Below are 22,889 nucleotides of genomic sequence, written 5' to 3' on the forward strand. Positions count from 1 at the left end.
CATCTTCCTCTCTCTTCATAGTGAACGCTTTCATGAGCGCCAAAACATGCGGCATGACGGACCCGGACCATACGTCCCATCCGCCATGCCTGTCCTTGCTTGATTATTGCAGGCCGATCCAATCTTCCTGAGCGACCTCGGCCCAACGGGCTTTAATGGCGTTATACTGCGCTTCCGGCAGGTACCCCGCCTCTAGTAATTTTGCATTTTGAACCCAGCGCTCCGGCCGGGCAGTGCCGACGATCGCGGAGTGGACGCCTGGGACTGACAGGGTGTAACGCAGGGCCGTACTGACTGCATCCTGCATGTCTCCTGACAGGAAGTCATAGTCCAGCCGCTGCAGTCTGTCCCAGTAGGGCTGGACATAGCTGTCGTCGGGCTTGGTCTGATGCTTCCAGGCGGCATTGGCAATCGGTCGCTTGATGACAACGCCCATTCCTTGCTCAATGGCCTTGGGAATTGTCAGGTCGGCGGCTTCCTGATCAGCGATGTTCAGTGACGTCTCCAGGGAGTCAAATTGACCCGATTGTACAGCGTACAGTGCAGCCTGATGATCGCCGCTATAGCCGATATAGCGGGTTTTGCCTTCTTCCTTGGCCTTCTTCAACACCTCAATGACGTCCCCTTGACGGAGAATCTCCTCGCTGCAGCTGTGCAAGTGGATCACGTCAACATAGTCGGTCTTGAGACGCTGCAGGCTGCGGTCGATGCTAAGCTGCAACAGCTTGGGGTCCCAGGATTCGAAGTCGAGTCCGGAGGCATGTCCGCATTTCGTGAATAGGTAATAGTCGCCGCGACGGTGCGCCACAGTCTTGCCGATCAGTTCTTCGCTGTCAGCGTAGCATTCCGCGGTATCGATCAGGTTCAGTCCCGCATCAAGGGCGCTGCCCAGCAGCCGGTCGACATCGGACACCGAAGCGTTCTGAAAACCGATTTCTGCTCCGCCAAAACCGAGTACGCTTACATTCATCTTCGTTTTCCCATACGATCGCAGTTCCACATGCATCCACTCCTTCTGAATTGTCTCACTTGTAAGTATACGTAATGTTTACCCAACATGAAAAGGGTTGAACAAAGTGAATCTGTCCGCAGCCAACGAAGCCCCGCTCGTCGTAGGTGCGAAGCAGGGAGCGTTGGGCCTGTCCGCAGCCAAAGAAGCTCCGCCCCTCATCGGGACGTTAGCGGAGCGTTCAGCATCGGATTCTTGAGCTGTTATTGGGCCTGGTTGCGCCAGCCAGCCAGGCTGTAGCTGCTCAACCGCCCGGAGCACACATCGCAGGCATAGACCAGACCGCCGGTCAGATCCACAAGCGATAACTTCAGCTGATGCCCGGCGCCGGTGTCGATGCCCAGCTTGCCCGGGGCTTCCCAGATGTGTCCTGCAGGGGCCCCGAGGACGTGCGTCGCTGTGTGACCGAACACGACAAGCTTATCCGAGACAGCGGGAGCGTTATAAAATACATTGCGGATGCTGAGCAGGTCTGTAGGGGCCTGACTGGTCAGTGCGATGCCGGGACGAATGCCGGCATGAACATAAATATGGTGATCATCTTCGTGCCACAAGGGAAGCTCCCGGGTGAAGCGGAGCAGCTCATCATCGAGCCAGGGCATCGCACCTGGATCGGCGGCATGGCGCCGCAGCAGCTTGTCTTCATTATTCCCCTTCAGCACGATGGCGCCCGCTTCGGCAAGCGTTTTGGCAAGCCGGAGCGCCCCTTTCGAATCAGGACCTTTGTTGACGTAGTCGCCTAGCAACAACAGCTGGTCACAGCCGGGCACATAGTGTGCCGATGCCAGCAGCTGGTGGAGACAATCGGTATAGCCATGAATATCAGATACGACTAATGTTCGGTTCACGGGCATGCACTCTTTCGTCTAGGTTGTGGCGGGGTAGAGTAGCGAGCGTTCGGCTGGGAAGGCCACGGTGACGGCTTGCCCCAGCTCGACTCTGTCCGGCGTCGTCAGATGCACGCGTTGACCATCACCGATCTCCACCATCAGCCGCCAGTGGTTGCCTTCATAGACCAGATGGACCACTGTGCCGCGCAGTACATTAAGAGAGCCATCAGCAGCAGGGGCGTGTGGTCCTTCATCCGTGAGCAGACGCAGATTGTCGGGATGAAGCAGGAGCAGCGCTTGTTTACCCTCTGCTTGAAAATCAGCAGGCACGGCGGCGCTCAAACGCTCACCGGCCGCAGACACGACCGCTGACGCGCCTGCTCGCACAAACCCGGTCGGGGCTTCCAGCGCAACCCGAAGCGGGTTATGGAACCCCATCAGCTCGGCGACCCAGGGCGATACGGGCCGCTCGAAGATGTGCGTCGGCTCATCCAGTTGTTCAATCCGGCCCTCGCGCATAACGAGGATACGGTCGGCAAAAGCAAAAGCCTCCAATGTATCGTGCGTAACATACAACGAAGCGATGCCCAGCGAGCGAATCAGATACGACAACTCATGCCGCATCTGCAGCCTCAGCTTGGCATCCAGATTGGAGAGCGGCTCATCAAGCAGCAGCAGTCTGGGCTCAGTGACCAGCGCCCTGGCGATACCAACACGTTGCTGTTGACCTCCGGAGAGCTGGGAGGGCAGTCGACCGGCTAGCCCTTGCAGCCGCAGCAGCTCCATGACGCGGTCGACCCGGCGTCCACGTTCATCCGCTTTTTGCTTCTTGCGTTTCAACCCGTATTCAATATTGCCAGTTACATTCATATGCGGCCAGAGCGCATAATCTTGAAATACCATGTTCAACTGTCGTTTCTCGGGCGGGACATCCTTGCCGGGAGCGGTCACGAGCTGACCGTCCAGATGAATCTCGCCGCTGTCACAGCTCTGCAGGCCGCCGACCAACTGAAGCAGGGTCGATTTGCCACAGCCTGAGGGGCCCAGAATACTGATGACCTCGCCTTCCTTCATCTGCAGAGACAGGTCGTTCAGCGCCCGGTGCGAGCCATAGGTTTTCGTTAACTGCCGGATATCCAGCAGGTAGGGGGATGTAACGGTCATGATAGGCATTACCTCGCTTTAGTCAACTTAAATAAATTTAGGAGAGCCAGCGTTTGCCGAGCCAGCTGCCTAGCAGCAATAGAAGAATGACGATGGTGCCGCTGAATACCGTCGCCGCAGTTGCGTAGCCATATTGGGAAAACTCAAAGGCTTTGTCGATCACCAGCGGCACAAGCGTATAATTCGGTGGCTTCAGAATCGATGCGATAGCCAGGTCGTAGACGCTTGTCCCGAAGGAAGCGAGCGTTGCTGTCAGGAGACCGCCTCGTACCAGTGGCAGCAGAATATCCTTCATCCGCCGGACGGTACCTGCGCCCTGCATCGCTGCAGCGTTCAGCATGCTGGCGGGAATCTTGGCGAACGCGCCAATCTGCAGGCGGACTGCATACGGGATCGCACCAGCAATGGCTGCCATCACTAGCAGCGTAGGAGTGCCATACAGATGAAGACCCACCTGCTCCAACCAACGTTGATTCCAGACGAAGATATAGCCGATGCCGAGCACAACCCCGGGGACAGCCAGCGACAGCACTGTCGAGAGATGGATCAGACTCTTAAAACGAAAACGAGTGAAGGTGACGACATAGGAAGTCAGGAACCCGAGAGCCATACTTATGATGGCCGCCATGCCAGCGATCAAAAACGAATTCCGCATGCCCGTTAACAGCGGCAGGGTCCGATGTTCGCCGGGGTCGACCCGAAACAGACTGATATAGTGATCCAATGTCAGGTTGGCCCATGTCAGTCCGCCTCCCAACTGCTTGAGGAGGGACGTGGAGATACTGGTGCCCACAGGGATACCTACGGCTACAACCAGAACGAGCAGGACGACGGCACTCATCAGACCGCTGTAACGGCTCGGTTTGGGAGCCTGGACGACCGCTCTTGAAGTCAGGAAATCAACCCGAGATTTGCGCAAAGCGAAGAACAGAATCGCCATTGCGACAGCGAGGATTGCAACCAGATAGAGCGCTAGTACACCCGCCATATCAAAGCGGACCGGCGACTGATAGATAGCTGTATAGATCGAATAGGGCAGCGTCGGAAAGCGGTAAACGGTCGCCAGCGCAGCCGGCAGGCCAAAATCTCCGATCGTGTCCATAAATACCAGCGTCCAGCCGGCTGTAATGGCAGGCAGACTAAGTGGCAGATGCACCGTCCGCCAGACGGTCAGCGGTCCGCCGCCATTCAGTTTGGCGGCATCGCCATACTGGCTGACATTCCACTCCAGCGCGGCCGTGACTGCCAGGTAGGCAAGCGGAAACTTGCACAGTGACATGACGAGAATGAGCCCGAACGGCTGAAAGATCAGCTCGGTCAACCACGTCCAGCCCAGCCACTGGTTGGCCAGTCCCCCCGACCCGGCGAACAGCACCCAGCCCTGAGCAATCATGAATGAGGGAACAATCAACAGGACCCAGGCCGACACATCAAGCAGCCGTGACGCCCGAAAGGACCACTGACTGCGTAGAATGGCCAAGAGAGAACCCAATAGCGTACCCAAGAAGGCTGTTCCCAGGCCCAGGGTCAACGAATTTGTCAGTGATTGCCGCCACAGCGGCCGGTCGAACAGCTCCAGGAGCAAGCCGAAGCCGGTGTAGTTTACCTCGCCGAAGAACAAGCCGGGCAAAAAGATGTTCGTAATGACAGCCAGCAGAGGGTAGAGCATGCAGAGGAAGAGCAGGAGGAGCACTGCTCCGCCTGCCCAGAAACCGTTGGATCTCATTGCCAGGCTCCTTTATTGCACATTCTGGTCCGCGAACCAGGTCTTGATCTCGGACTCATGCTCAGCCGCCCAACGGTCGGGAGGCAGAATAAAGGTGCCGTTCGGATTCCGCTCCGGCCGGGAGGTCGTGCCTTCGGCAAGCGGAGTGAAGAAGCTGTCGTTCGACTCCAGCGAGCTAAGCAGGTTCTGAGTTTCCGGCTTCATCATGAATTCCACAAAAGCTTGAGCGGCCTCCAGGTTAGCTGTATCCTTGCTGATGGCTACGACCCGCAGGGAGCCCGGCGCGCCTTCTTCCGGCCAGATGACTTCGACGGGGGATCCATCCATCTTTAGGGAGTAAGCATTATGCTCTTGCAGTGCTGCAGCAGCGATCTCACCACTCACCAGTGCATTGCCAACAGGACCGTTCTTTGGATAAATCGAGAACCCCTGTTTGAAGCGGTCGCTGTAGACCTGCTGGGCTTCCTCCATACCCCACTTGTAGAAGAAGGCGGAGACTAGCGGGTAGGCTGGTGCGGCAACGGCAGGGTCGGCATGTCCGACGCGCTCTTCTAGCGCGAAGAATTCTTCCCAGGTGGCAGGTGCGTTCTCCGGTGCGATCACATCCGTATTATAAGCAATGACGGCGGACGCATGGATGCCAATAGGGTAATAGGCCCGGTCCTCCGGCATCACCTCTTGGCCATATGTGCTGAGCAGCGCTTCGCCCTTGGCCTCATAGCCGGTGTGGAGGAAGTTGCGTTCGGCGAGACCACGGATCGACCCGTGCCCGTCCATCATAACGATATCCCATTGGGGATTGCCGCGTTCCGCTTCAATTTTGGCGAGCGCTTCACCGCCGCCGTAATGGACCGCTTCAATGGCGTAGCCGGTCGCCTCCTGGAATTTGGGGGCAATAAAATCTACAAAGTCATTGCCGTACAGCATCAACGGCTTTTGTTGCTCCGGTTGAGCCGATGTCTGCTCGGTTCCTGCGGAAGCATTCTCCCCTGATGTTCCTGCACCAGTGCTCGCGTTCGTCCCGGGCTGTGCAGCGCCGCCGCATCCGGCCAGCATCAACGATAAGGTTAGCGCGGGCACGAGGCCTTTGCGCCACTGTTGGATTCTTGTCATCTTCAATCGAACCTCCATCATCGGTTGAGTGGATGCGTCGGCATCGCACTTCTTGGTATCTACTGTATCAATGGAAGGTACGAGCAAGATTAATGGATTGTCAAAGCTTCATAAAATCTTATCTATGTTATCTATCCAACTATCAGTAAAATCTATAAAGATAGTTCAAATAGGGGAGGTCCCGAAGATGAATTTGCAGCAGCTGAAAGTGTTTGTTCTTGCCGTTAAGCTAAAGAGTCTTTCTCTGGTAGCCGCGGAGCTGGAGATCAAGCAGCCGACCGTGACCTTTCATCTCAACAAGCTCCAGGACGCCTGTGGCGTGCCGTTGTTTATTACGCAGTCCTACCATGTGCTGCAGCCGACAGAGGAAGGGTGGGCGCTCTACCGTTATGCGCAGCAGGTAACCGCGCTCACCCATGATATGCAAGCGATGATGGAGGGCTACAGGCAGCAGCCTGGCGGCGTGATCGCCATCGGTTCCACACATACACCGGCTACCTATTTGCTGCCGGAGCTGCTCAAGGCCTATAAGCATGAGCTGCCTGGCGTCCGGATCGCGTTGGAGGTCAAGACGGCGCCTGTGCTGTTGGAGAAAATTCGGCATTACGAGCTGGATTGCGGGCTGGTCTCTTATGACAAGCTGGAGGACAATGAGCTGGCGGTGACCGCGGCGCTGCGCGATGATCTGATCCTCGTCTGTCCGCCGGACCACCCGTTGTCCATGGAGAAACAGCTAAGTCCGGAGCGCATCGCCGCCTATCCCTTCGTATCGCATGAGCCGGAATCGGTAAGCCGGCGTCTTATTGACGGATGGGCAAGACAATCCGGGATTGCCATGCATCTGGCCATGGAGGTCTCCTCGACCGAGACGATGAAGGAGATGATTCGCAGCGGACTGGGGATCGGCATTCTCTCCGAGCTGAGTATTCAACGAGAGATTCGGCAGGGGACGCTTGTAGGGTTGCGTCTACCGGGGGCTTCGTTTGGGCGACGCATCTACCTGGTGCATCATAAGAAGAAGCTGCTCAGCCCGGCCATGCAACAGTTTCTGGCGATGCTGCAGCGCGATGGTCTCGGGGGCGGGGCACACACCTGAGCTCCTCTCCCGTCGATCCCGGTCGCGTTAGCTGGCGGGGGTCGCTATGAATCTGGTATACTCTTAAAATGTTCATTACATAGGCGATGAATGATTGTGAGGCAAGCTAAGGAGGGAATTGATAGATATGAATGATTTATGGTTATGGTTTGAGTATGCATTCCTTGGGTTGCTGCAGGGCTTGACTGAGCCGATCCCAATTTCTTCTAGCGGTCACTTGATTATTGCGCAATCGCTGCTGGGGATGGAAATTCATGGGCTCAGTTTCGAGGTGTTGGTCAATTTCGCTTCTCTGCTGGCGGTCTTACTCATTTATCGTAAGGATCTCCTGCGACTGGCTGCGGGAAGCCTGTCCTACATTCGCCATAGGGATGAGGCATCCAGAGCAGATTTCCGATTCGTGGTTTATCTGATCATTGCGACCATTCCAGCCGGTCTGGCGGGCGTATTCCTGAATGATGTATTCACCAATCTAAAAGGTCTGTTCACGGTCGGTGTTACGCTGCTTGTGACAGGTCTGGCGCTATGGCTCATCCGCAATATGAGAGGACATAAGAAGGATGCCCAGCTTACCTTGAAGGATGCCCTCATCATTGGTCTGGCGCAGGCAGTCGCACTGATCCCCGGCATCAGCCGTTCGGGAGCGACGATTGTTGCCGCGATGGGACTGGGTCTGAACCGGACTACGGCGCTCCGCTTCTCCTTCCTCATGTTCATTCCAGTTAGTGTAGGCGGGATGGTACTGGAGGGGAAGGATATGATCCGCGATCCGCAACTTGCTAGCTTGGCCGTACCCTATGCGCTTGCGTTCCTGACGTCGCTGGTCGCTTCGTATTTTGCCCTGCGGTGGTTTATGGGCATTATGGAGCGCGGCAACCTCAAGTATTTCTCGTGGTACGCCTTCACCGTGGGTACGATCATCGTACTCAGCCACCTGCTATAGCACGCAAAGAAAGCTCCGACTGGGCCAATTCGCCTGAGTCGGAGCTTTTTTTTGATAACCATGGGCACCCGGACTGTTCGGGTTTGTTTAAAGTGTTGTTTCCTCGCGAATACGGCGGCGATACGTCTCCGGTGTCATGCCTACCTGTTGCTTGAAGAGGCGACTGAAATGGGCCAGATGCTTAAAGCCTACTTGAAAGCCTGCCTCTGTGACAGAGAGACCCGAATCCAGCAAGAACAGAACGCGCGCCTGGTTAATCCGCCGCTGGTAAATATATTCGAAGATGGTTACGCCCGTCACTTCCTTGAAAATCTTGGCCAGATAGGAACGGGTCAGATGCAGCTTCTCTTCGAGCAGTTCCATCGTAATGGCTTCCTGGTAGTGCTGCTCGATATAAGAAATGATGCCCTGGACGTGCTTCTCCTTGTCGGAGGAATAGTCCCGTGGCCGGTGCATCGGCTGCATGCAGCGATCATGGATGAAATACAGCAAGTCGATAAACGCCAACTGCAATCTGCAGTCGCCTGTCGCATCCTGACACTGCTGCAGCTCATGCATGCGCAGGAGGATCCGTTCGACTTCTTCCTTGTGTTCACCGCGCAGACAGAGCCGATGGTTCTTGAATTCCTGGAAGGGCTGCAGCACATTGAGCGCACCAGGCAGATCAAGAAAAGGTTGTACGAGTGAGGGCTCAAAATGGACGATCGACCGAATGTACGGATGCGCAAGGTCCACCTTGGCGGAATGCAGCGTCATGCCGTACATCAGAATCAGATCGCCAGGAGCAAGGGTATAAATTTTGTCGCCAATCAGATAATTGACCTTGCCCTCATGAAAGTAATACACCTCATAAAAAGGATGGGAGTGCATCTTCGGCTCCAGCCTGCTGCTGCTACGGTATCCATAGGAGATCATCCCCCGAAGATCCTTGGCTGTCGTCATCATGATCACTCCCATCCGGATAGGTTAAGATTAGCGGGAATTAGGCACGGTTGCTCTCGCCCAGCAGCGCCTTCAGATAATGCACGGTTTCCCGCAGCATCTGATCGGTGCCATATTGATTGCTGAAATCTTCAATCCCCAGATAGCCATCATAGCCTACAGACTGCAAATCGGCAATCACTTGTCCCCATGGTACAATGCCTTCCCGTACCCCGGTCCAATTGGAAGACCAGCGAATCTCGCGCAGCTCGCTCACTGGTTCCTTGTCAGCTACCCAGCCGCCATTCTTGACATGAACATGGGCCAGATAAGGCCCGAGAAGCTCAAGACCCATGCGGTAGTTCTCGAATCCCTCATGAACCAGGTTGCCTGGATCGTAGAGGACGCCTACATGGTCAGGGTCGAGGCCCTCCAGCAGACGGTAAGCCGAAGAAGCGCTCGGTGCGATCGTCACATGATGCGTTTCAACCAGACCCTTCACCCCGTATTGGCGGCAAAGTGCTTCGGATTGCTTCAGATAGGCTCGTGCTTCCTCGAACAGCTCTGGGAACTTGCGGGTTCGATTATACGATGGGACGCCCAGACGGATGAACTTGGCTCCAAGCTCGCGTGCAGCAGCCAATACTTGCTCTGTGCCCTCCAGATCACCGCAGGCCAGATAAGGCGTCACGCTAAGGGTAGGAACGCCGGCGTCTTCAGCCGCCTTCTTGAAGCGCGCGATGGCCTCGTCGCCGCCAGAAGGGGGGAGGGTACACAGGTTATTGCCCCAGAAGGATGGTTCCTCTTTGGCAACCTCCTCAGACGTATCCTTATACCGCCATTCAATCCCCTGGATTCCCAGCTCGCGGGCCTTTGTGGCCAGCTCCTCTGGCGTTAGATCGGGAGTAGCTACCGTAAAAATGGATATTTTCATCTGATACTCGCTCCTTTATTCGATCCGGATTGCTTGCGCCTGCGCCTTGAGGCACAGTTCCGCAGCTTTGAACGCATGATGCTGGGTCATTGCATGCTCGGTGCCATTCAGGCAGTCCAAGATCAGTTGCCCAAAATAAGGATAACCGACTTTGCCGCTCAGCTCCATATGCTGCTCGCCGTCCTCGTTAACCAAATACAAGTGGTTGCCTTGGTTGGAGCGGGCAATGTCGACATATTTGCGAAGCTCGATGTACCCCTTGGTACCCAGGATCGTCGTCCGCCCGTCACCCCAGGTGGAGAGACCGCTCGGTGTCAGCCAGTCGACCCGGAAGTACCCGGTGGCTCCGTTGTCGGCGCGCAGCGTCGCATCGCCATAGTCCTCCAGCTCAGGATAATCTTTGTTGTGATAGTTCGCGATTTTACTGTGGAGCACTTCGCCGTCCTGAGCGCCTGTATAGTACAGGAACTGTTCAATTTGATGTGAGCCGATGTCGCACAGGATGCCGCCATACTTTTCTTTCTCGAAAAACCACTCCGGCCGTGACGGGGCATTAAGTCTGTGCGGCCCAAGGCCGAGCACTTGAACAACGCGTCCAATTGCCCCTTCCTTGATCAGCTCACCTGCGAAGACGGCACTCTCGACGTGAAGCCGTTCGCTGTAATAAACTGCATATTTTTTGCCTGAACGTTCCACTGCTTCACGGGCATCAGCCAGCTGCTCCAGCGTCGTGAACGGAGCCTTGTCGACAAAATAATGTTTGCCATGATTCAATACGGTCACGCCAAAAGGACCACGCTCCGATGTGATGGCAGCGGAAGCAACCAATTGCACCTCTGCGTCCTGGAGGATTTGTTCCTCGGACTCGGCGACTTGGGCTCCCGGATACTGCTCTGCGAACTTTTGCGCTTTGTCCGCATCGTTGTCATAGACCCATTTCAGCGTGGCACCCGCCTCGACAAGGCCATTGGTCATGCCATAGATATGTCCGTGATCCAGTCGGCTGGCTGCAAAATAAAATTCTCCTGCGGTGACAACGGGTTGAGGCTTGCCTTTTGGTGCGTAATTCATGCCGTCCTGTTTACTCATGAATAGTCCCTCCTAAGAACGTAGTATCGTAATTAGTGCGTACCCGAAACATCTAACGTCTGGTAGTCATCGGCTTTTTTGCTGCTCTTCGAACGTTCAATCTGCTCTTGCAGCTTGTTGTAGAATAGTTCCTCATCAATCGGCAGGTCGACCCAGTTATCTGTCCAGGTAGAGAGCAGCATGGCATTGGAGATCATCAATCCCTTGATGCCTTCCTCACCAGGAGCCAGCAGCGGAGACCCGGTCTGAATCGCCTTCACCCAGTCCTGGGTAATGCCGGAGTGCTGATTGCCGCCGCCTGACACGGGAATATCAATCGCCCAGCATTCAGGCTGACCGAATCCGCCTTGGAAATCACGGTTAAACTCGGACTCCAGCACACGGGTGCGCCAGAAACGGATTTTGCCATCCTCAATGACGATCTTCCCGCGGTCTCCCGAAATCTCAAACCGGTTGGTACCCGGCGCCTCGAACGTCGAGGTAACGAATACGCCAGTGGCGCCATTCTCATATTCGACATAGGCCGTAACGTCATTCTCTACCTCAATGTCACGGTGCTTGCCAAAGGAGCAGAATGCGCGGACCCGCTTGGGCATAAGCCCTGTCGTCCACTGCCACAGATCCAATTGATGGGGATCCTGATTGATGAGGACGCCGCCGCCTTCACCAGCCCAGGTTGCCCGCCAGCCACCGGAATTGTAGTAGCTCTGAGAACGGTACCAATCCGTAATAATCCAATTCGTCCGCCGCACTTCCCCGAGCTCCCCGGAGGCGATCAGATCTTTCAGCTTGGCATACATCGGGTTGGTGCGTTGATTGTACATAATGCCATAGAGCTTGCCGCTGCGGGCTGCCGCTTCATTCATGAGTCGAACTTGCTTGGTATATACGCCGGCCGGCTTCTCCACAAGGACATGCAAGCCGTGATCGAACGCGGCAATGGCCTGTTCGGGATGCTCATAGTGCGGTGTGCAGATCAGGACGCCATCCACTTCTCCGGAGCGATAGAGCTCCTCTGGCGAAAGAAAGCGCTTTACATCGTCGCCCCATTCTTCCTTTGCAAGATCCAGACGGGACTGGCGAATATCGGATACCGCAGTTAGCTTGGCGCCTTTTACCTCACCTGCGATCAAATACTTGGCATGACTGGTCCCCATATTGCCGAGCCCGATGATTCCGATTCTTACCGTTTCCACATGCACACTTCCTTCCCTATATTATAAACGATATGCTTATTGTAGCATGAGAGAGCGCTTAACACTTCACTATCTGTTATCAATCCAGGACATTCATTTGACTGTGGTTGTACTAGAGAGCCAACAGGTACAGGTAGCAAGACTAGGAAAAGTGTGCATTGACTTGAAATGGGTTCGTGATATGATACTATCATTGCTTTGCGATACAGGCGCAGGCTGAATCAGACGATGGAGTGTAGAGAATCCCATGGATAGAAAATGGTTGTATATTAGTGGATTAATTGCGGTGGCTGCCATCTGGGGAGCTAATTTTGGCTTGTCCCGGTTTGCAATGGATGCCTTTGACCCTATTTTGTTTACGTTTTTGCGGTTTTGTTCGGCCGTGCCGTTTTTCTTTATTCTGCTGAAGCTGCGGGAGGGGAGCGTTGGCATTCCGTGGCGGGTGGGGCTGGCGCTTGCAGCGATCGGCCTGTTCGGAATTGCTTTGCTGGAGATCATGGTTATGTACTCGATTAAATATACCTCGCTGGCTAATGCATCTCTGCTTAACGTTGCACCATGGCCCATCTTCGCGGCGCTGTTGGCTCCTCTGTTTACGAAAGAAGTCATTACCGCGCGTTTACTGGTTGGCGGTGGCGCAGCCATGGTCGGTGTCTGCTTTGTTATTCTTGGCGGCGGGGATAGCTTCTCGCTGGCTGGTGACCAAATGCTCGGTAACGCTCTGGCGCTCGGGGTCAGTCTGCTGGGCGCATTATTCAATCTTGCCTGTATGCCGTTCATGCGGCGGTACTCTGCACTGCGGGTCAGCAGCTGGATGATTCTGTTCGGCAGTCTATTCATGCTGCCGCTAACCTGGGGCTCGTGGGGACAAGTACAGTGGGGCGCTCTGACAGCGACCCATTATAGTATCTTGCTGTACAATATTCTTTTCTGTACTGTCATCGGGTTTGTTGTCTGGAATGCATGCATGTATCAAGTCGGCGCAGCCAGGGCCAACTTTTTCCGTTATGTCGTACCGGCCGCAGCCGTCGTCGCGGGGTACTTGATGTTCGGGGAGCAGCTGACGTGGCTGCAGCTAGCCGGCGCGGCATGCATGGCGGGCGGTCTGGTCTGGATCAGCGTAGAGCGCAAACAGGCTGCGCCACTGCCGTCTCAGACAAGTGTTCAACAGGGAGCGGCACCGATAAAATAAAGTCAATCCGTCCAACACAAAACAGCAGGGTGTTGCCTATCCCTCCCATTGGAGAGAAGGGCAGACCACCCGGCTATTGTTGTGTCAGGAGAAATCATGCACTCAGCACAATCCCTAACGGCTCTGATGATTGCGAACCAGCTGCTGCTGGCGTCTGGACACTGGTAGCGACTTGGCGTCTTTGGCACCAAAATAGAGCTGGTCATCCTCGATGGAGCTTACCTTGCTTGTGTTAACATAACAATCCGACTTGATTTGAACGAAGCTCGCATGCCGGGTCAGCGCCTGCAGCTCATCAGCAGACATTCTTTTTTTAATGTTGTAATTCTGACCGTGAAAGCTCACTTGTCCGTGGGATCCGAGCTTGAAGAACAAAATGTCCTTTTCTACCTCGAAATCCTCATATACATTGCGGGATTGCACTGCTAAACCTGCCATTCCAATTCCCCCCTTAAGAGATTGCAAAGCCGATTTATTGATAGCGCTTACATTATATCATGTTTTTGAAGCGATTTAAAGGGGGTAAGCAATAAAAAAACATAAAGGCTGTCTGGAGCCTTTTAAGCTGCTTCTGCACAGTCGCGACGCAGGCAATGCATCTGGTATGATAGATGAAATGATTTCCGGCTATCTTCGCAACAGCCGAGACCGACACGAAAGGGGCGGCAGCCATGGCCTATTGGCAGCGTATGTACCTCATCGGAATGGTGCTCGCCATCATGCTCTGTATTATTGGAGAGTTGATCTGGATCCCGGATCCTATACATATCGGCTCCTCGTTATATTGGATTGATCTTCTTAATGGAATGGTCTACTTACTTGCGGTCGTGCCGCTGGTCTGGCTGGTAGCGGCGGTGGGTGGCATTGTGCATGCCCGCAAGGAGGCGTTGCGTGCTGGCCTGGAGGGACGAAATGAAGCACGCCGTAAACGGGGCTATAGCGTGGGATTGTATCTGGATGTGCTGCGCCGCGGGCTGCTGGTGCTGACTTCGCTGGTGGCGGCCGTCTTCATTAGCTGGATGGCGGCAACGGGTGAGATGCAATTGATGCTGATGGTCGCAATCGCAGGACTGCTCTTAGCGTCCTGGCTGATTGCGCTATGGGACCTGCTCGTGCTGGAGCGCAGGCGCCGCGGCGGCAAGTTCCCCAAGCGATCGGTGGTGGCTTTTGTTGTTTCCGTGGCTCTCCTGTTTGCCTTGTTCTACCCGATGCCGTACATGGTCACCTATCCCGGCCTCTCCGTTAACATGCACCGTTACGCCGTGGCGGAGGGAGACCAAGGTCGAGACGGACGAGGACAGATCATGGGGGTACTCGTGTTTGACCGACCGGCCTTTCCCATTGACTGGCTGTATGCCGAGCTGTTCCCGAATTATAAATTCCGGGAAATCCGCAAGCTGGGGATGTCTATCGGCTCTTATGAAAACCTGGTTCATAACCTCAAGATGGAAGCCAATGATCTGGGCAGCGCTGTAGGCTTCAAGCTGGCCGGGGTGGGCGATGGGGCGGTCGCCTACGGCGCCCAGGTCCAGAGCGTACAGATTGGCGGCCCTGCCTATGGAGAACTGCGCCCGGGGGACATCATTATCCGCATTAACACCCATGCCGTGTCCTCTTCCCTTACGCTAACCAATGTGATGCGCCTCATCGAACCCGGCGATCCGATTGAGGTCCGGCTGCTGCGTAATAACGAACCGATGACGGTGCGCCTGAATACGGTCGTGCATCCGGAGGACGAGAACCGTCCTGCAGTGGGGATCACAGTCGATGACGCGCTGATGCTCGATCTGCCGATGGACGTTCGTTTCCGGTCCTACTTCGCGCATGAGGGCGGTCCTTCTCACGGGGCGGCGCTGGCACTTACGCTGATTGACCAGCTGACGCCAGGCGGGGTGACCTTCGGCAACCGGGTGGCTGTCACCGGCACGATCAACGCCAACGGGACAGTGGGCAAGATCGGCGGTATCCGTCAGAAAGCCTACACCGTTTATCGCAATGGGGCCGATGTTTTCTTCGTTCCTTACGGTCAGGCACAGGAAGCGAGGCTCGGTGCGCCAGAGCTGAATATTGTTCCCGTACAGACACTCCGAGAGATCCTGGACTGGCTCAAAGCCAATCCTCGCTAATCACCTATCAGCATAGCCAGGCTAACCGCCATACAATTGGTCCATACTATGGAGACCATTCCACCCGGCGGGAGGCATGAAGGAGATGAAAGGTCAATCGACACGTTCGGGAGCTTGGGCTTGGCAGCCGTTTGTCATGATGACGATAGTGATGGCGGTGAAAAGCCTCATAGCCTGGCAGGCTATTTTTGGTCCAGAGGCGGGTATGAGGCCGCTCATCACCGATCTGGCTACACTGTGGCTGCTGCTGGCCATTCTGGAGCTGGCATTCGTTCGGGGCAAGGCAATCTGGTATCTGATCATTAATTTGATGCTAACAACGATCTATTTCTCGGCTATCATGTACTACCATTATTATGGAGTCATTGTGACCTATCACGCGCTCGGGCAGATCAATCAAGTGACAGCTGTCAAAGACAGCGTGTTCTCGCTGCTGCACCCGGAATATCTGCTGTTGTACACCGATATCATTCTAATCGGTGGGGGGCTGTTCGCCAGCCGTCGGCTGCGTGCGTGGCGGCGCAGCACATCGCGACAGCTGCCGGCCTTGCCGACAGCAGCAGCGGCCTTGATGCTCGCGGCCATATGCGGCGGTCAGATCGCCTGGAACCGGCAGCAGATCAATGAGCTGGTGCAAGCGAGAGGCATGGGGCTGCTGAATTATCAAATTTACCACATCGCATTGGATCGCCCACCGCCGCTCATACCGGCTGAGGAGATTACGCCATCGGCGATCAAGCAGCTGAAGGGAACGGTAGAGGCTTCATCCCCGCAACTGAGGGGGCAGGCACACGGAAGCCATGTCATCCTCATTCAACTGGAGGCGTTCCAGAGCTTGCTGCTCAATCAGGAGATCAATGGGCAGGCTATTACCCCCGTCATGAACGGGCTCGCAGCTCAAAGCCTGTTCTTCCCTCATTTCTATCAGCAAGTGGGCCAAGGGAATACCTCTGATGCCGAATTCGTTGTCAACACCTCGCTATTCATTCCGCCTATCGGTGCTGCCACCGATGTCTACGGTGGCAAGCAGCTGCCTGGTTTACCCCGAATGCTCCGGGAAGAAGGTTACTACGCGGCTACCTTCCATACGAATGATGTAGCGTTCTGGAATCGGGACCGTCTGTATGGTGCCCTGGGCTTTGACGCTTTCTATGATCAGGCTTTTTTTGGAGAGCAGGACAAGATTGCCTTCGGCGCATCGGATGAAGTGCTGTACCGGCGAACCGCGCAGGAGCTTGTGCAGCAGAGCAGACAAGACCAACGGGTCTACGCACACATCATCTCGATGTCGGCTCATCATCCCTTCCGACTGCCGGAGGACAAGCGGCAGCTGCAGCTGCCGTCGAATTTTGTCGATACGTTGGTAGGCGATTATCTAACTGCACAACATTATGCGGACTATGCGCTGGGCCAGTTTATTGAAGAACTGAAGCGCAGCGGCCTATGGGAGAAGAGTCTGGTAGCCGTATATGGCGACCATCTGGGATTGCCGATGTATGCGCTAGGCGAGGAGGAATTAGACCTGCTGCACACTTTGCTCGGCAGACCCTATACCTATCCGGATATGTTGAATATCCCGCTGGTGCTGTCGCTTCCCGGACAATCTGAACCGCGCCAGTTGGAGCAGGTCGGCGGTCAGGTCGATATATTGCCGACTATAGCGAATCTGCTCGGGTTGGATGTGGGGAGGGAGATCTATTTTGGACAGGACCTCCTTAATGGGCAGCACAATCTATTGCCGCAGCGCTACTACCTCCCTTCCGGATCCTTTGTGACGGATACCGGCGTATTCATCCCCGGAGGAGGGTTCGCGGACGGCACGCTGTACCCGATCAATAGCCAAGAGCAGCGCACTCTTGGCGGCACTAGCCCCGTTTCCGAACAGTCCTACGAGCATGCACTCCGGCTTTTACGGCTCTCGGACAGCTACACCCGCCAATTACCGGATACCAAAATCAGTCAATGAGAGCCAGAGCTCGCAGAATCGCGGATTCGTGAGCATGGCTTTTCTTTTGTTCATTTTTCGCCAATTCCAGAACAGATTAAGGCAGCCATAACATTCCCTGACTTTTGACTTTCTGTAAATGCCGTAGCATAATATGCTTTATCGCTTCTGATTGAATGTGATTTTACGGGGTATTAATAGATATCCGAATCCCGTTCCAATTTTGTACATTTGAAGATTGACACCCAGGTTTTGAAACTATTTTGAAAACCAATTCGTTATATTAACATCGAGCAAACGGACGGATCCGGGATTCGTCCTGTTTGGTCCGCGGTCCGTGTATAGAGAAAGGTGGGGAAGAGCTTGTCCAGGTTTTTGAACGCCGTGCGCGCAAAGCCATTTATCTTTTTTTCAATCATCATGCTGCTCAAGAGCTGCTTGGCCTATCTGGTCATCTTTGACAATGGCTTATCCTTGATGCCGCTAATGACCGAGATTCCATTTGTCTGGGCATTGTTCTGCCTGATTGAATGGTTCGCGTCCAAGCGCAAGCTGCTGTATTATCTGATCGTCAATTTGTTACTTACAGCCATCTTCTTTGCAGCCATTATGTATTATAAGTATTATGGTGTCATTGTGACGTATCATGCGTTGGATCAGGTGAACCAGGTGACGGCTGTCAAGAACAGCGTCTGGTCGCTGATGCATCCGTATTATCTGCTCATCTTTATTGACATCATTGTGTTCAGCATCATGCTGTTCCGCAAGCGCACGCCGAAGGTGAACAACACGCCGCGGCCGCGCCGCAAAGCTCTGGTCATGAGCTTGTTCGCACTCTCCGTTGTCCTGTGCTTCGTCAATATTATGCCAAACCGGGCGAGTATGAACGAGATCAAGAAGGCGGAGGATATGGGGATTCTCAATTATGAAGCTTACACGATCTTCGCCAAGGATGAGAAGGAACTGGTTGAACCTGATAAGATCAGCCGGGAGAAGATCGAGCGTCTGAAGCGGACACAGGCCCTGGAGCAGGCCAATTACACGGCTGCAGCCCAAGGCAAGAACCTGATTATTATCCAGATGGAGTCGTTTCAGAACTTCCTTATCAACCTGGAGATTGATGGTCAGGAGATCACACCGAACATGAACCGCCTGATGAATGAGAATTTCTATTTCCCGAATTTCTACCAACAGGTAGGTCAGGGCAATACTTCCGATGCGGAGTTTGTGGTGAACACCTCGTTCTACATCCCGCCACGCGGTGCAGCCTCAGGCGTGTATTCTGGCAAACAACTGCCAAGTCTGCCCAAGCTGCTGAAAGAGCAGGGCTACAACAGCGCGACGTTCCATACCAATGTGGTAGAGTTCTGGAACCGTGGTGAGATGTACCAAGCGCTAGGTTTTGACCGTTACTATGATGAGGAGTACTTCGGTACAGAAGACGCTATTTTCTTTGGTGCTTCCGATGAGGTGCTCTATGATAAATCAGCTGATGAGCTCATCCGCATGCATGAGTCGGGTGAACCGTTCTATGCACAAGTCATTTCCATGACCGCACATCATCCGTTTACGATTCCGGAAGAGAAGTACCGGATGACGTTGCCGGAACGCTATGAGAAGACTTTCGTGGGTGACTACATCCGTTCCCAGAACTACGCGGACCACGCACTGGGCGAGTTCATTGAACGGCTGAAGGAAAGCGGCGTATGGCAGGATAGCCTGGTTGTCGTATACGGCGATCATTTGGGCTTGCCGATCTACTCGCTGACTCGTAGTGACAAGGAACTCATGGAAGAGATCTATGGCCGCGAATACAGCTATACCGATATGATTAATATTCCGCTAGCCATCATTGCGGAGGACATGAGCTATCCAGCCGTATTCGAGCAAATCGGTGGGCAAGTGGATATCCTACCAACCGTAGCTAATTTGCTTGGCGTATCAATCGAGGACCGAATTTATTTCGGCCAGGATATCGTCAATCAGACGTATAACCTGCTGCCACAGCGTTATTATCTGCCATCGGGTTCACTGCTCAGCGATGATGCGCTGCTTATTCCGGGCGCTGGATATGATGACGGGACAGAGTACCCGCTGGCCGGTGAAGGTGGTAATGGAGGCAGCATTAGCGAAGACGAGTACAACCGGGCGCTGGAGCTGTTGAACCTCTCAGACAGCTATGTCAGTCAACTGCCGGATCGTGCACCTGCGAAGGATAAGGATTCGTCAAACTAAGACATATTATAATAGAAAGAAACACAAGCAAGGCCGAGCATGGGCATTAAGCCCGTACTCGGCCTTGCTTGTTGTATATTCTAAAAGGTGTCCTTTTATCTGCGGCTCTAAGGAGCTAACCCAATGCCGTCCTCCAGCAGCATCTCTGCGGGTGGGGCGATAGTGGTTTCATTCTCGCTGATGCCATCGCCAGCTACTCCAATCGTATGTGGAGTAGCTTTGTAGGTATCGCGCGAAATACGCTCCCGTGAGACTTCCTTGCCATCGCGTACCATTGTCCTGTAGGTTTCCACTATATAACCAGGCTTACCCTCGGTAAGGCGGACGGTACGGCCAGGTAGAGCCTTGGCGCTTGGGACCTCGCGGGTTGGTGGATCAATCGTCTTCACGGTGTTGGAGCTGATTCGGTACGTGATGTTCGAGGGCAGGGTACCAAACAGCTTGATCGTCAGCTTGCGATTCTTGGTTTCTGTGCGGATGACCAGATGCTTGCCGGTTGTATTGCGGAAGCGGAAGTTGATGACGCCCTCAGAGAACGTAGCATCTTGGCCAAGCGGCATGTAGGAGACAGGCAGAGAATGATTGCGCCGTTCCACAATTTCCAGTCCCGCGAGCAGAGCGGCTTGATAGAGTGTGCTGGATACCTGGCAAATGCCGCCACCGATGCCGGGCACCAGTTCGCCATTCAGGATGACCGGCGCTTCGCGGAAGCCATATTGGGCCTGCGCCGAAGCAATGACCTTGTCATAATCGAATACTTCGCCGGGAGCCAATACCCAATCCTGAAGGGTACGTGCTGTCGCTTCTACATTGAAGGCCCGTCCCACCGGGCTGGCACTGTAATCTGTCGTGTGCCAGGCAATCTTGCGTTCAACGCCCTGTGCCTTTAGCTTCTGCAGGGTGAGCTCGGGCTGAACGATCCGGATCGGAAGCTTCAGGGATGCGGTGCGATCCGCCGCAGGATCAGAGTCTGAGCTGTCCGTGCTCAACTGTTGCCACAGCTCGGCAGTCCAACTGCGGACATGCTCTGATAACACCGGCATGTCGATGCGGTACGCTTCTCTGTGATTGTAGTAGAGGATCTTGTCCTCTGCAGTAATCCGGCGGGTGGCATCCGCGGTCTTACTCTGATCCAGCCAGCCCCATTGATGCCGGATTCGTGCTTCGAACTGCTTGGTGTTCCAGGCCAGCTTCATCCGATGCTCCCGGGGGAAGGTGAAGCGGTAGCGCGCGCGCTTTAGCAGACTGCCTTCCCGCAAACTCTGCACGGCTTGCAGGATCGGTTCGCGATTGACGCGGAAGCCGAGCTCGCCCAGGGACCAGGTCTGCTGCTTGTCCTTCGTCAAATTCGCCGTAATGGTCAGTTCCGTCGCTTCGAACGCTGTCCACGCCTCTTCCAACTGCTCGATGGATTGATCGATCTGCAGCCCGCCGATGGGCACTCCATCCACAACTGTTCCGTCTGGTACCGTATCCTGGGTAGCATAGCTCATCATGAGCCCCCAGGCGGTGGATACAAGCAGCAGCGCAGCTATGGTTGCAATAAGAGACAGATGCAGTTTTTTCATCGCTTGAATCACCTCGCATGGTCTTGCTTCATACATATGCAAGACATGCCGACATTATAATTAGGGCTTGTTAGGCGATTGCAAGTCCCCTCTTCCTTGTAATGAGAATTATTAAAATCCTGTCGATTGGCCGGATAATGGAAGGAATTGCGTACTTATTGTCGAATGTCTAGTAGCTGACTCTCTACAGGATGTGATAATGTGATAGAAATGCAAGACATCTGGAAAACGTACGCGAACGGCTCCCATGCTCTGCGCGGCGTTTCCGTCCTTATAGATCGTAATGAGTTCGTCTATCTGGTCGGGCCTTCCGGTGCGGGCAAATCGACGTTCATGAAATTGATATATCGGGAGGAAGTCCCGACCAAGGGACAAATCTCCGTGAATGGCTTCAACATCGGCAAGCTGAAGCCACGCAAGATTCCGTACGTACGCCGCAATATCGGCGTGATCTTTCAGGACTACAGACTGCTGCCCAAGCTAAGCGCCTATGAGAATGTGGCCTTTGCAATGGAAGTAATCGAAGCGCCGCGGCGGCTGATTCGCAAACGGACCATGGAAGTGCTGGAATTGGTCGGGTTGCGGGACAAGCATGCCAGCCTGCCGGCCCAGCTCTCAGGCGGCGAACAGCAGCGCGTGGCGATTGCCCGGGCGATCGTCAATAACCCGGCGGTTATCGTCGCTGATGAACCAACAGGCAATCTGGACCCCGATACCTCCTGGGGAATCATGCATCTGCTGGAGGAGATCAACTTTCGGGGCACGACAATCATCATGGCAACCCACAATCGCGAGATCGTCAATCGCCAGCGCAAGCGAGTGATTGCAATCGAGGAAGGGCTTATTGCCCGGGATGAGGCAAGAGGGGAGTACGGGTATGAAATTTAGCACCATGCTCCGTCATCTCCGGGAAGGCAGCAAAAGCTTGCTGCGCAACGGCTGGATGACCTTTGCCTCCATTAGTTCGATCTGTATCTCGCTATTTATCTTGGGCGTCTTTATGCTGCTTGCCCTCAACGTTAACAACTTGACGGAGCAGATTGAGAGCCAGGTACAGATTCGGGTGTTCATGCAGCTGAACACGGAGCAGGACAAGATGGATGAACTTCATACGACCATCGGCAACATGCCGGAGGTCAGCAGTGTCGTCTTCGTTTCGAAGATGGAGGGGCTCGAATTGCTGCGGACCAGTCTGGGTGATGATGGCCGTGAGCTGCTCGATGGCTACGATGAAACTAATAATCCATTGCCGGATTCTTTTACCGTCGAGGTCATTAATCCGCAGGAAATCGGGTTCGTGGCCAAGAAAATTGATGCCATCAATACGGAGAATGACGCACCAATCAGTAGCGTCAAGTACGGTCAGGGCACCGTGGAAACCTTGTTCAAGGTGACAACGGCCGTGCGCAATATTGGACTGGTTATTGTAGCAGGTCTGGCGCTTACGGCGATGTTCCTGATTTCCAATACGATCAAAGTTACGATTCTCTCGCGCAGCCGGGAGATTAAGATTATGAAGCTGGTTGGAGCAACCAACCCGTTTATCAGTTGGCCGTTTTTTATTGAAGGTGCAATGATAGGATTTATAGGTTCGGTTCTGACGTCTTCGATTGTTATGTTTGGTTATTCACAGCTCGTGTCCTTCTCGCAATTCGAACTGGGTCTGATGATGATCCGGCTGGTAACCGTTCAGGAATCCGCATTGCTGGTATGTGCGCTGCTGATCGGCATCGGCACCTTGATTGGCGTGTGGGGCAGTACGATATCGATTCGAAAGTATTTGAAAGTGTAGGTGAAGAGAT

The 22,889-nt window shown here is 54.4% G+C and carries 20 protein-coding genes; 9 read left to right on the top strand and 11 right to left on the bottom strand.

What is annotated here, in order from left to right; all coding sequences use genetic code 11:
• Positions 1-103 precede the first annotated feature (103 nt).
• A complete protein-coding gene (locus tag F556_RS0126690) occupies positions 104-1,000 on the bottom strand; it encodes an aldo/keto reductase (RefSeq protein WP_026297515.1) in 897 nt (298 codons plus the stop codon).
• 76 nt (positions 1,001-1,076) lie between these two features.
• Here F556_RS0126690 and F556_RS39120 point away from each other — a divergent pair, with 76 nt between their 5' ends.
• On the top strand, positions 1,077-1,208 hold the full coding sequence (locus F556_RS39120; RefSeq protein WP_281167924.1) for a hypothetical protein: 132 nt from the start codon (positions 1,077-1,079) through the stop codon (positions 1,206-1,208).
• 4 nt (positions 1,209-1,212) lie between these two features.
• Here the strand turns inward: F556_RS39120 and F556_RS35340 are convergent, their stop codons facing one another.
• Genes F556_RS35340 through F556_RS0126710 form a run of 4 tightly spaced genes read right to left on the bottom strand, consistent with a single transcriptional unit; the run spans position 1,213 to position 5,842 of the window.
• Complete coding sequence (locus F556_RS35340) at positions 1,213-1,857, bottom strand: metallophosphoesterase (RefSeq protein WP_020620075.1); 645 nt, start codon at positions 1,855-1,857, stop codon at positions 1,213-1,215.
• Positions 1,858-1,875: 18 nt separating this feature from the next.
• Positions 1,876-3,003, bottom strand: coding sequence for an ABC transporter ATP-binding protein (locus F556_RS0126700; protein ID WP_020620076.1), 1,128 nt, complete (start codon positions 3,001-3,003; stop codon positions 1,876-1,878).
• A gap of 37 nt (positions 3,004-3,040) precedes the next feature.
• Positions 3,041-4,729 (bottom strand): ABC transporter permease, encoded by a 1,689-nt coding sequence (locus tag F556_RS0126705; protein WP_020620077.1) that lies wholly within the window; start codon positions 4,727-4,729, stop codon positions 3,041-3,043.
• Positions 4,730-4,741: 12 nt separating this feature from the next.
• A complete protein-coding gene (locus tag F556_RS0126710; protein WP_020620078.1) occupies positions 4,742-5,842 on the bottom strand; it encodes an extracellular solute-binding protein in 1,101 nt (366 codons plus the stop codon).
• Positions 5,843-6,029: 187 nt separating this feature from the next.
• Between F556_RS0126710 and F556_RS0126715 the strand changes: the two genes are divergently transcribed.
• Both F556_RS0126715 and F556_RS0126720 read left to right on the top strand, forming a co-directional pair.
• Positions 6,030-6,938, top strand: a complete 909-nt coding sequence (locus tag F556_RS0126715) for a LysR family transcriptional regulator (RefSeq protein WP_020620079.1) — start codon at positions 6,030-6,032, stop codon at positions 6,936-6,938.
• A 127-nt stretch (positions 6,939-7,065) separates the two neighbouring features.
• On the top strand, positions 7,066-7,881 hold the full coding sequence (locus F556_RS0126720) for an undecaprenyl-diphosphate phosphatase (protein WP_020620080.1): 816 nt from the start codon (positions 7,066-7,068) through the stop codon (positions 7,879-7,881).
• Between the two features lie 87 nt (positions 7,882-7,968).
• Here F556_RS0126720 and F556_RS0126725 read toward each other — a convergent pair whose 3' ends face one another.
• From F556_RS0126725 to F556_RS0126740, 4 genes are read right to left on the bottom strand one after another with little or no spacing between them, the layout of a single operon-like run.
• Positions 7,969-8,826, bottom strand: a complete 858-nt coding sequence (locus tag F556_RS0126725) for a helix-turn-helix transcriptional regulator (RefSeq protein ID WP_157272977.1) — start codon at positions 8,824-8,826, stop codon at positions 7,969-7,971.
• A gap of 37 nt (positions 8,827-8,863) precedes the next feature.
• Positions 8,864-9,736 (bottom strand): sugar phosphate isomerase/epimerase family protein, encoded by an 873-nt coding sequence (locus F556_RS0126730; protein ID WP_020620082.1) that lies wholly within the window; start codon positions 9,734-9,736, stop codon positions 8,864-8,866.
• A 15-nt stretch (positions 9,737-9,751) separates the two neighbouring features.
• The gene (locus F556_RS0126735) at positions 9,752-10,825 is read right to left on the bottom strand and encodes a Gfo/Idh/MocA family protein (RefSeq protein ID WP_020620083.1); all 1,074 of its coding nucleotides are present in this window, start codon (positions 10,823-10,825) and stop codon (positions 9,752-9,754) included.
• A gap of 32 nt (positions 10,826-10,857) precedes the next feature.
• Positions 10,858-12,021, bottom strand: coding sequence for a Gfo/Idh/MocA family protein (locus tag F556_RS0126740; protein ID WP_020620084.1), 1,164 nt, complete (start codon positions 12,019-12,021; stop codon positions 10,858-10,860).
• Between the two features lie 247 nt (positions 12,022-12,268).
• Here F556_RS0126740 and F556_RS35345 point away from each other — a divergent pair, with 247 nt between their 5' ends.
• Positions 12,269-13,213: a DMT family transporter gene (locus tag F556_RS35345; RefSeq protein WP_020620085.1), complete on the top strand. Its 945-nt coding sequence runs from the start codon at positions 12,269-12,271 to the stop codon at positions 13,211-13,213.
• Between the two features lie 114 nt (positions 13,214-13,327).
• Here F556_RS35345 and F556_RS0126750 read toward each other — a convergent pair whose 3' ends face one another.
• On the bottom strand, positions 13,328-13,651 hold the full coding sequence (locus F556_RS0126750) for a LytTR family transcriptional regulator DNA-binding domain-containing protein (protein ID WP_020620086.1): 324 nt from the start codon (positions 13,649-13,651) through the stop codon (positions 13,328-13,330).
• A 233-nt stretch (positions 13,652-13,884) separates the two neighbouring features.
• Between F556_RS0126750 and F556_RS0126760 the strand changes: the two genes are divergently transcribed.
• From F556_RS0126760 to F556_RS35350, 3 genes are all read left to right on the top strand, one after another.
• Entirely contained in the window at positions 13,885-15,339 is a 1,455-nt protein-coding gene (locus F556_RS0126760; RefSeq protein WP_020620088.1) for a PDZ domain-containing protein, read from the top strand.
• 85 nt (positions 15,340-15,424) lie between these two features.
• On the top strand, positions 15,425-17,305 hold the full coding sequence (locus F556_RS0126765; protein WP_020620089.1) for an LTA synthase family protein: 1,881 nt from the start codon (positions 15,425-15,427) through the stop codon (positions 17,303-17,305).
• A 399-nt stretch (positions 17,306-17,704) separates the two neighbouring features.
• Positions 17,705-19,519 (top strand): LTA synthase family protein, encoded by a 1,815-nt coding sequence (locus F556_RS35350; protein ID WP_083938147.1) that lies wholly within the window; start codon positions 17,705-17,707, stop codon positions 19,517-19,519.
• Between the two features lie 107 nt (positions 19,520-19,626).
• On the opposite strand, the gene F556_RS0126775 is transcribed toward F556_RS35350, so the two are convergent.
• The gene (locus F556_RS0126775) at positions 19,627-21,087 is read right to left on the bottom strand and encodes a VanW family protein (protein ID WP_020620091.1); all 1,461 of its coding nucleotides are present in this window, start codon (positions 21,085-21,087) and stop codon (positions 19,627-19,629) included.
• Between the two features lie 201 nt (positions 21,088-21,288).
• Here F556_RS0126775 and ftsE point away from each other — a divergent pair, with 201 nt between their 5' ends.
• On the top strand, positions 21,289-21,975 hold the full coding sequence (gene ftsE, locus F556_RS0126780; RefSeq protein ID WP_026297516.1) for a cell division ATP-binding protein FtsE: 687 nt from the start codon (positions 21,289-21,291) through the stop codon (positions 21,973-21,975).
• A complete protein-coding gene (ftsX, locus tag F556_RS0126785; protein WP_020620093.1) occupies positions 21,965-22,879 on the top strand; it encodes a permease-like cell division protein FtsX in 915 nt (304 codons plus the stop codon). The genes ftsE and ftsX overlap by 11 nt, the downstream gene beginning before the upstream one ends.
• Positions 22,880-22,889: the final 10 nt, after the last annotated feature.

Source organism: Paenibacillus daejeonensis DSM 15491, assembly GCF_000378385.1.
GTDB lineage: Bacteria > Bacillota > Bacilli > Paenibacillales > Paenibacillaceae > Paenibacillus_D > Paenibacillus_D daejeonensis.

Bases quoted from the DNA above. Each gene is read 5' to 3' on its own strand.
- F556_RS0126700 (WP_020620076.1), bottom strand. From the start codon at position 3,003: ATGACCGTTACATCCCCCTACCTGCTGGATATCCGGCAGTTAACGAAA.
- ftsX (WP_020620093.1), top strand. From the start codon at position 21,965: ATGAAATTTAGCACCATGCTCCGTCATCTCCGGGAAGGCAGCAAAAGC.
- F556_RS0126730 (WP_020620082.1), bottom strand. From the start codon at position 9,736: ATGAAAATATCCATTTTTACGGTAGCTACTCCCGATCTAACGCCAGAG.
- F556_RS0126710 (WP_020620078.1), bottom strand. From the start codon at position 5,842: ATGACAAGAATCCAACAGTGGCGCAAAGGCCTCGTGCCCGCGCTAACC.
- F556_RS0126750 (WP_020620086.1), bottom strand. From the start codon at position 13,651: ATGGCAGGTTTAGCAGTGCAATCCCGCAATGTATATGAGGATTTCGAG.
- F556_RS0126735 (WP_020620083.1), bottom strand. From the start codon at position 10,825: ATGAGTAAACAGGACGGCATGAATTACGCACCAAAAGGCAAGCCTCAA.
- F556_RS0126720 (WP_020620080.1), top strand. From the start codon at position 7,066: ATGAATGATTTATGGTTATGGTTTGAGTATGCATTCCTTGGGTTGCTG.
- F556_RS0126705 (WP_020620077.1), bottom strand. From the start codon at position 4,729: ATGAGATCCAACGGTTTCTGGGCAGGCGGAGCAGTGCTCCTCCTGCTC.
- F556_RS0126775 (WP_020620091.1), bottom strand. From the start codon at position 21,087: ATGAAAAAACTGCATCTGTCTCTTATTGCAACCATAGCTGCGCTGCTG.
- F556_RS0126765 (WP_020620089.1), top strand. From the start codon at position 15,425: ATGAAAGGTCAATCGACACGTTCGGGAGCTTGGGCTTGGCAGCCGTTT.
- F556_RS0126760 (WP_020620088.1), top strand. From the start codon at position 13,885: ATGGCCTATTGGCAGCGTATGTACCTCATCGGAATGGTGCTCGCCATC.
- F556_RS35345 (WP_020620085.1), top strand. From the start codon at position 12,269: ATGGATAGAAAATGGTTGTATATTAGTGGATTAATTGCGGTGGCTGCC.
- F556_RS35350 (WP_083938147.1), top strand. From the start codon at position 17,705: ATGCTGCTCAAGAGCTGCTTGGCCTATCTGGTCATCTTTGACAATGGC.
- F556_RS0126725 (WP_157272977.1), bottom strand. From the start codon at position 8,826: ATGATGACGACAGCCAAGGATCTTCGGGGGATGATCTCCTATGGATAC.
- F556_RS0126715 (WP_020620079.1), top strand. From the start codon at position 6,030: ATGAATTTGCAGCAGCTGAAAGTGTTTGTTCTTGCCGTTAAGCTAAAG.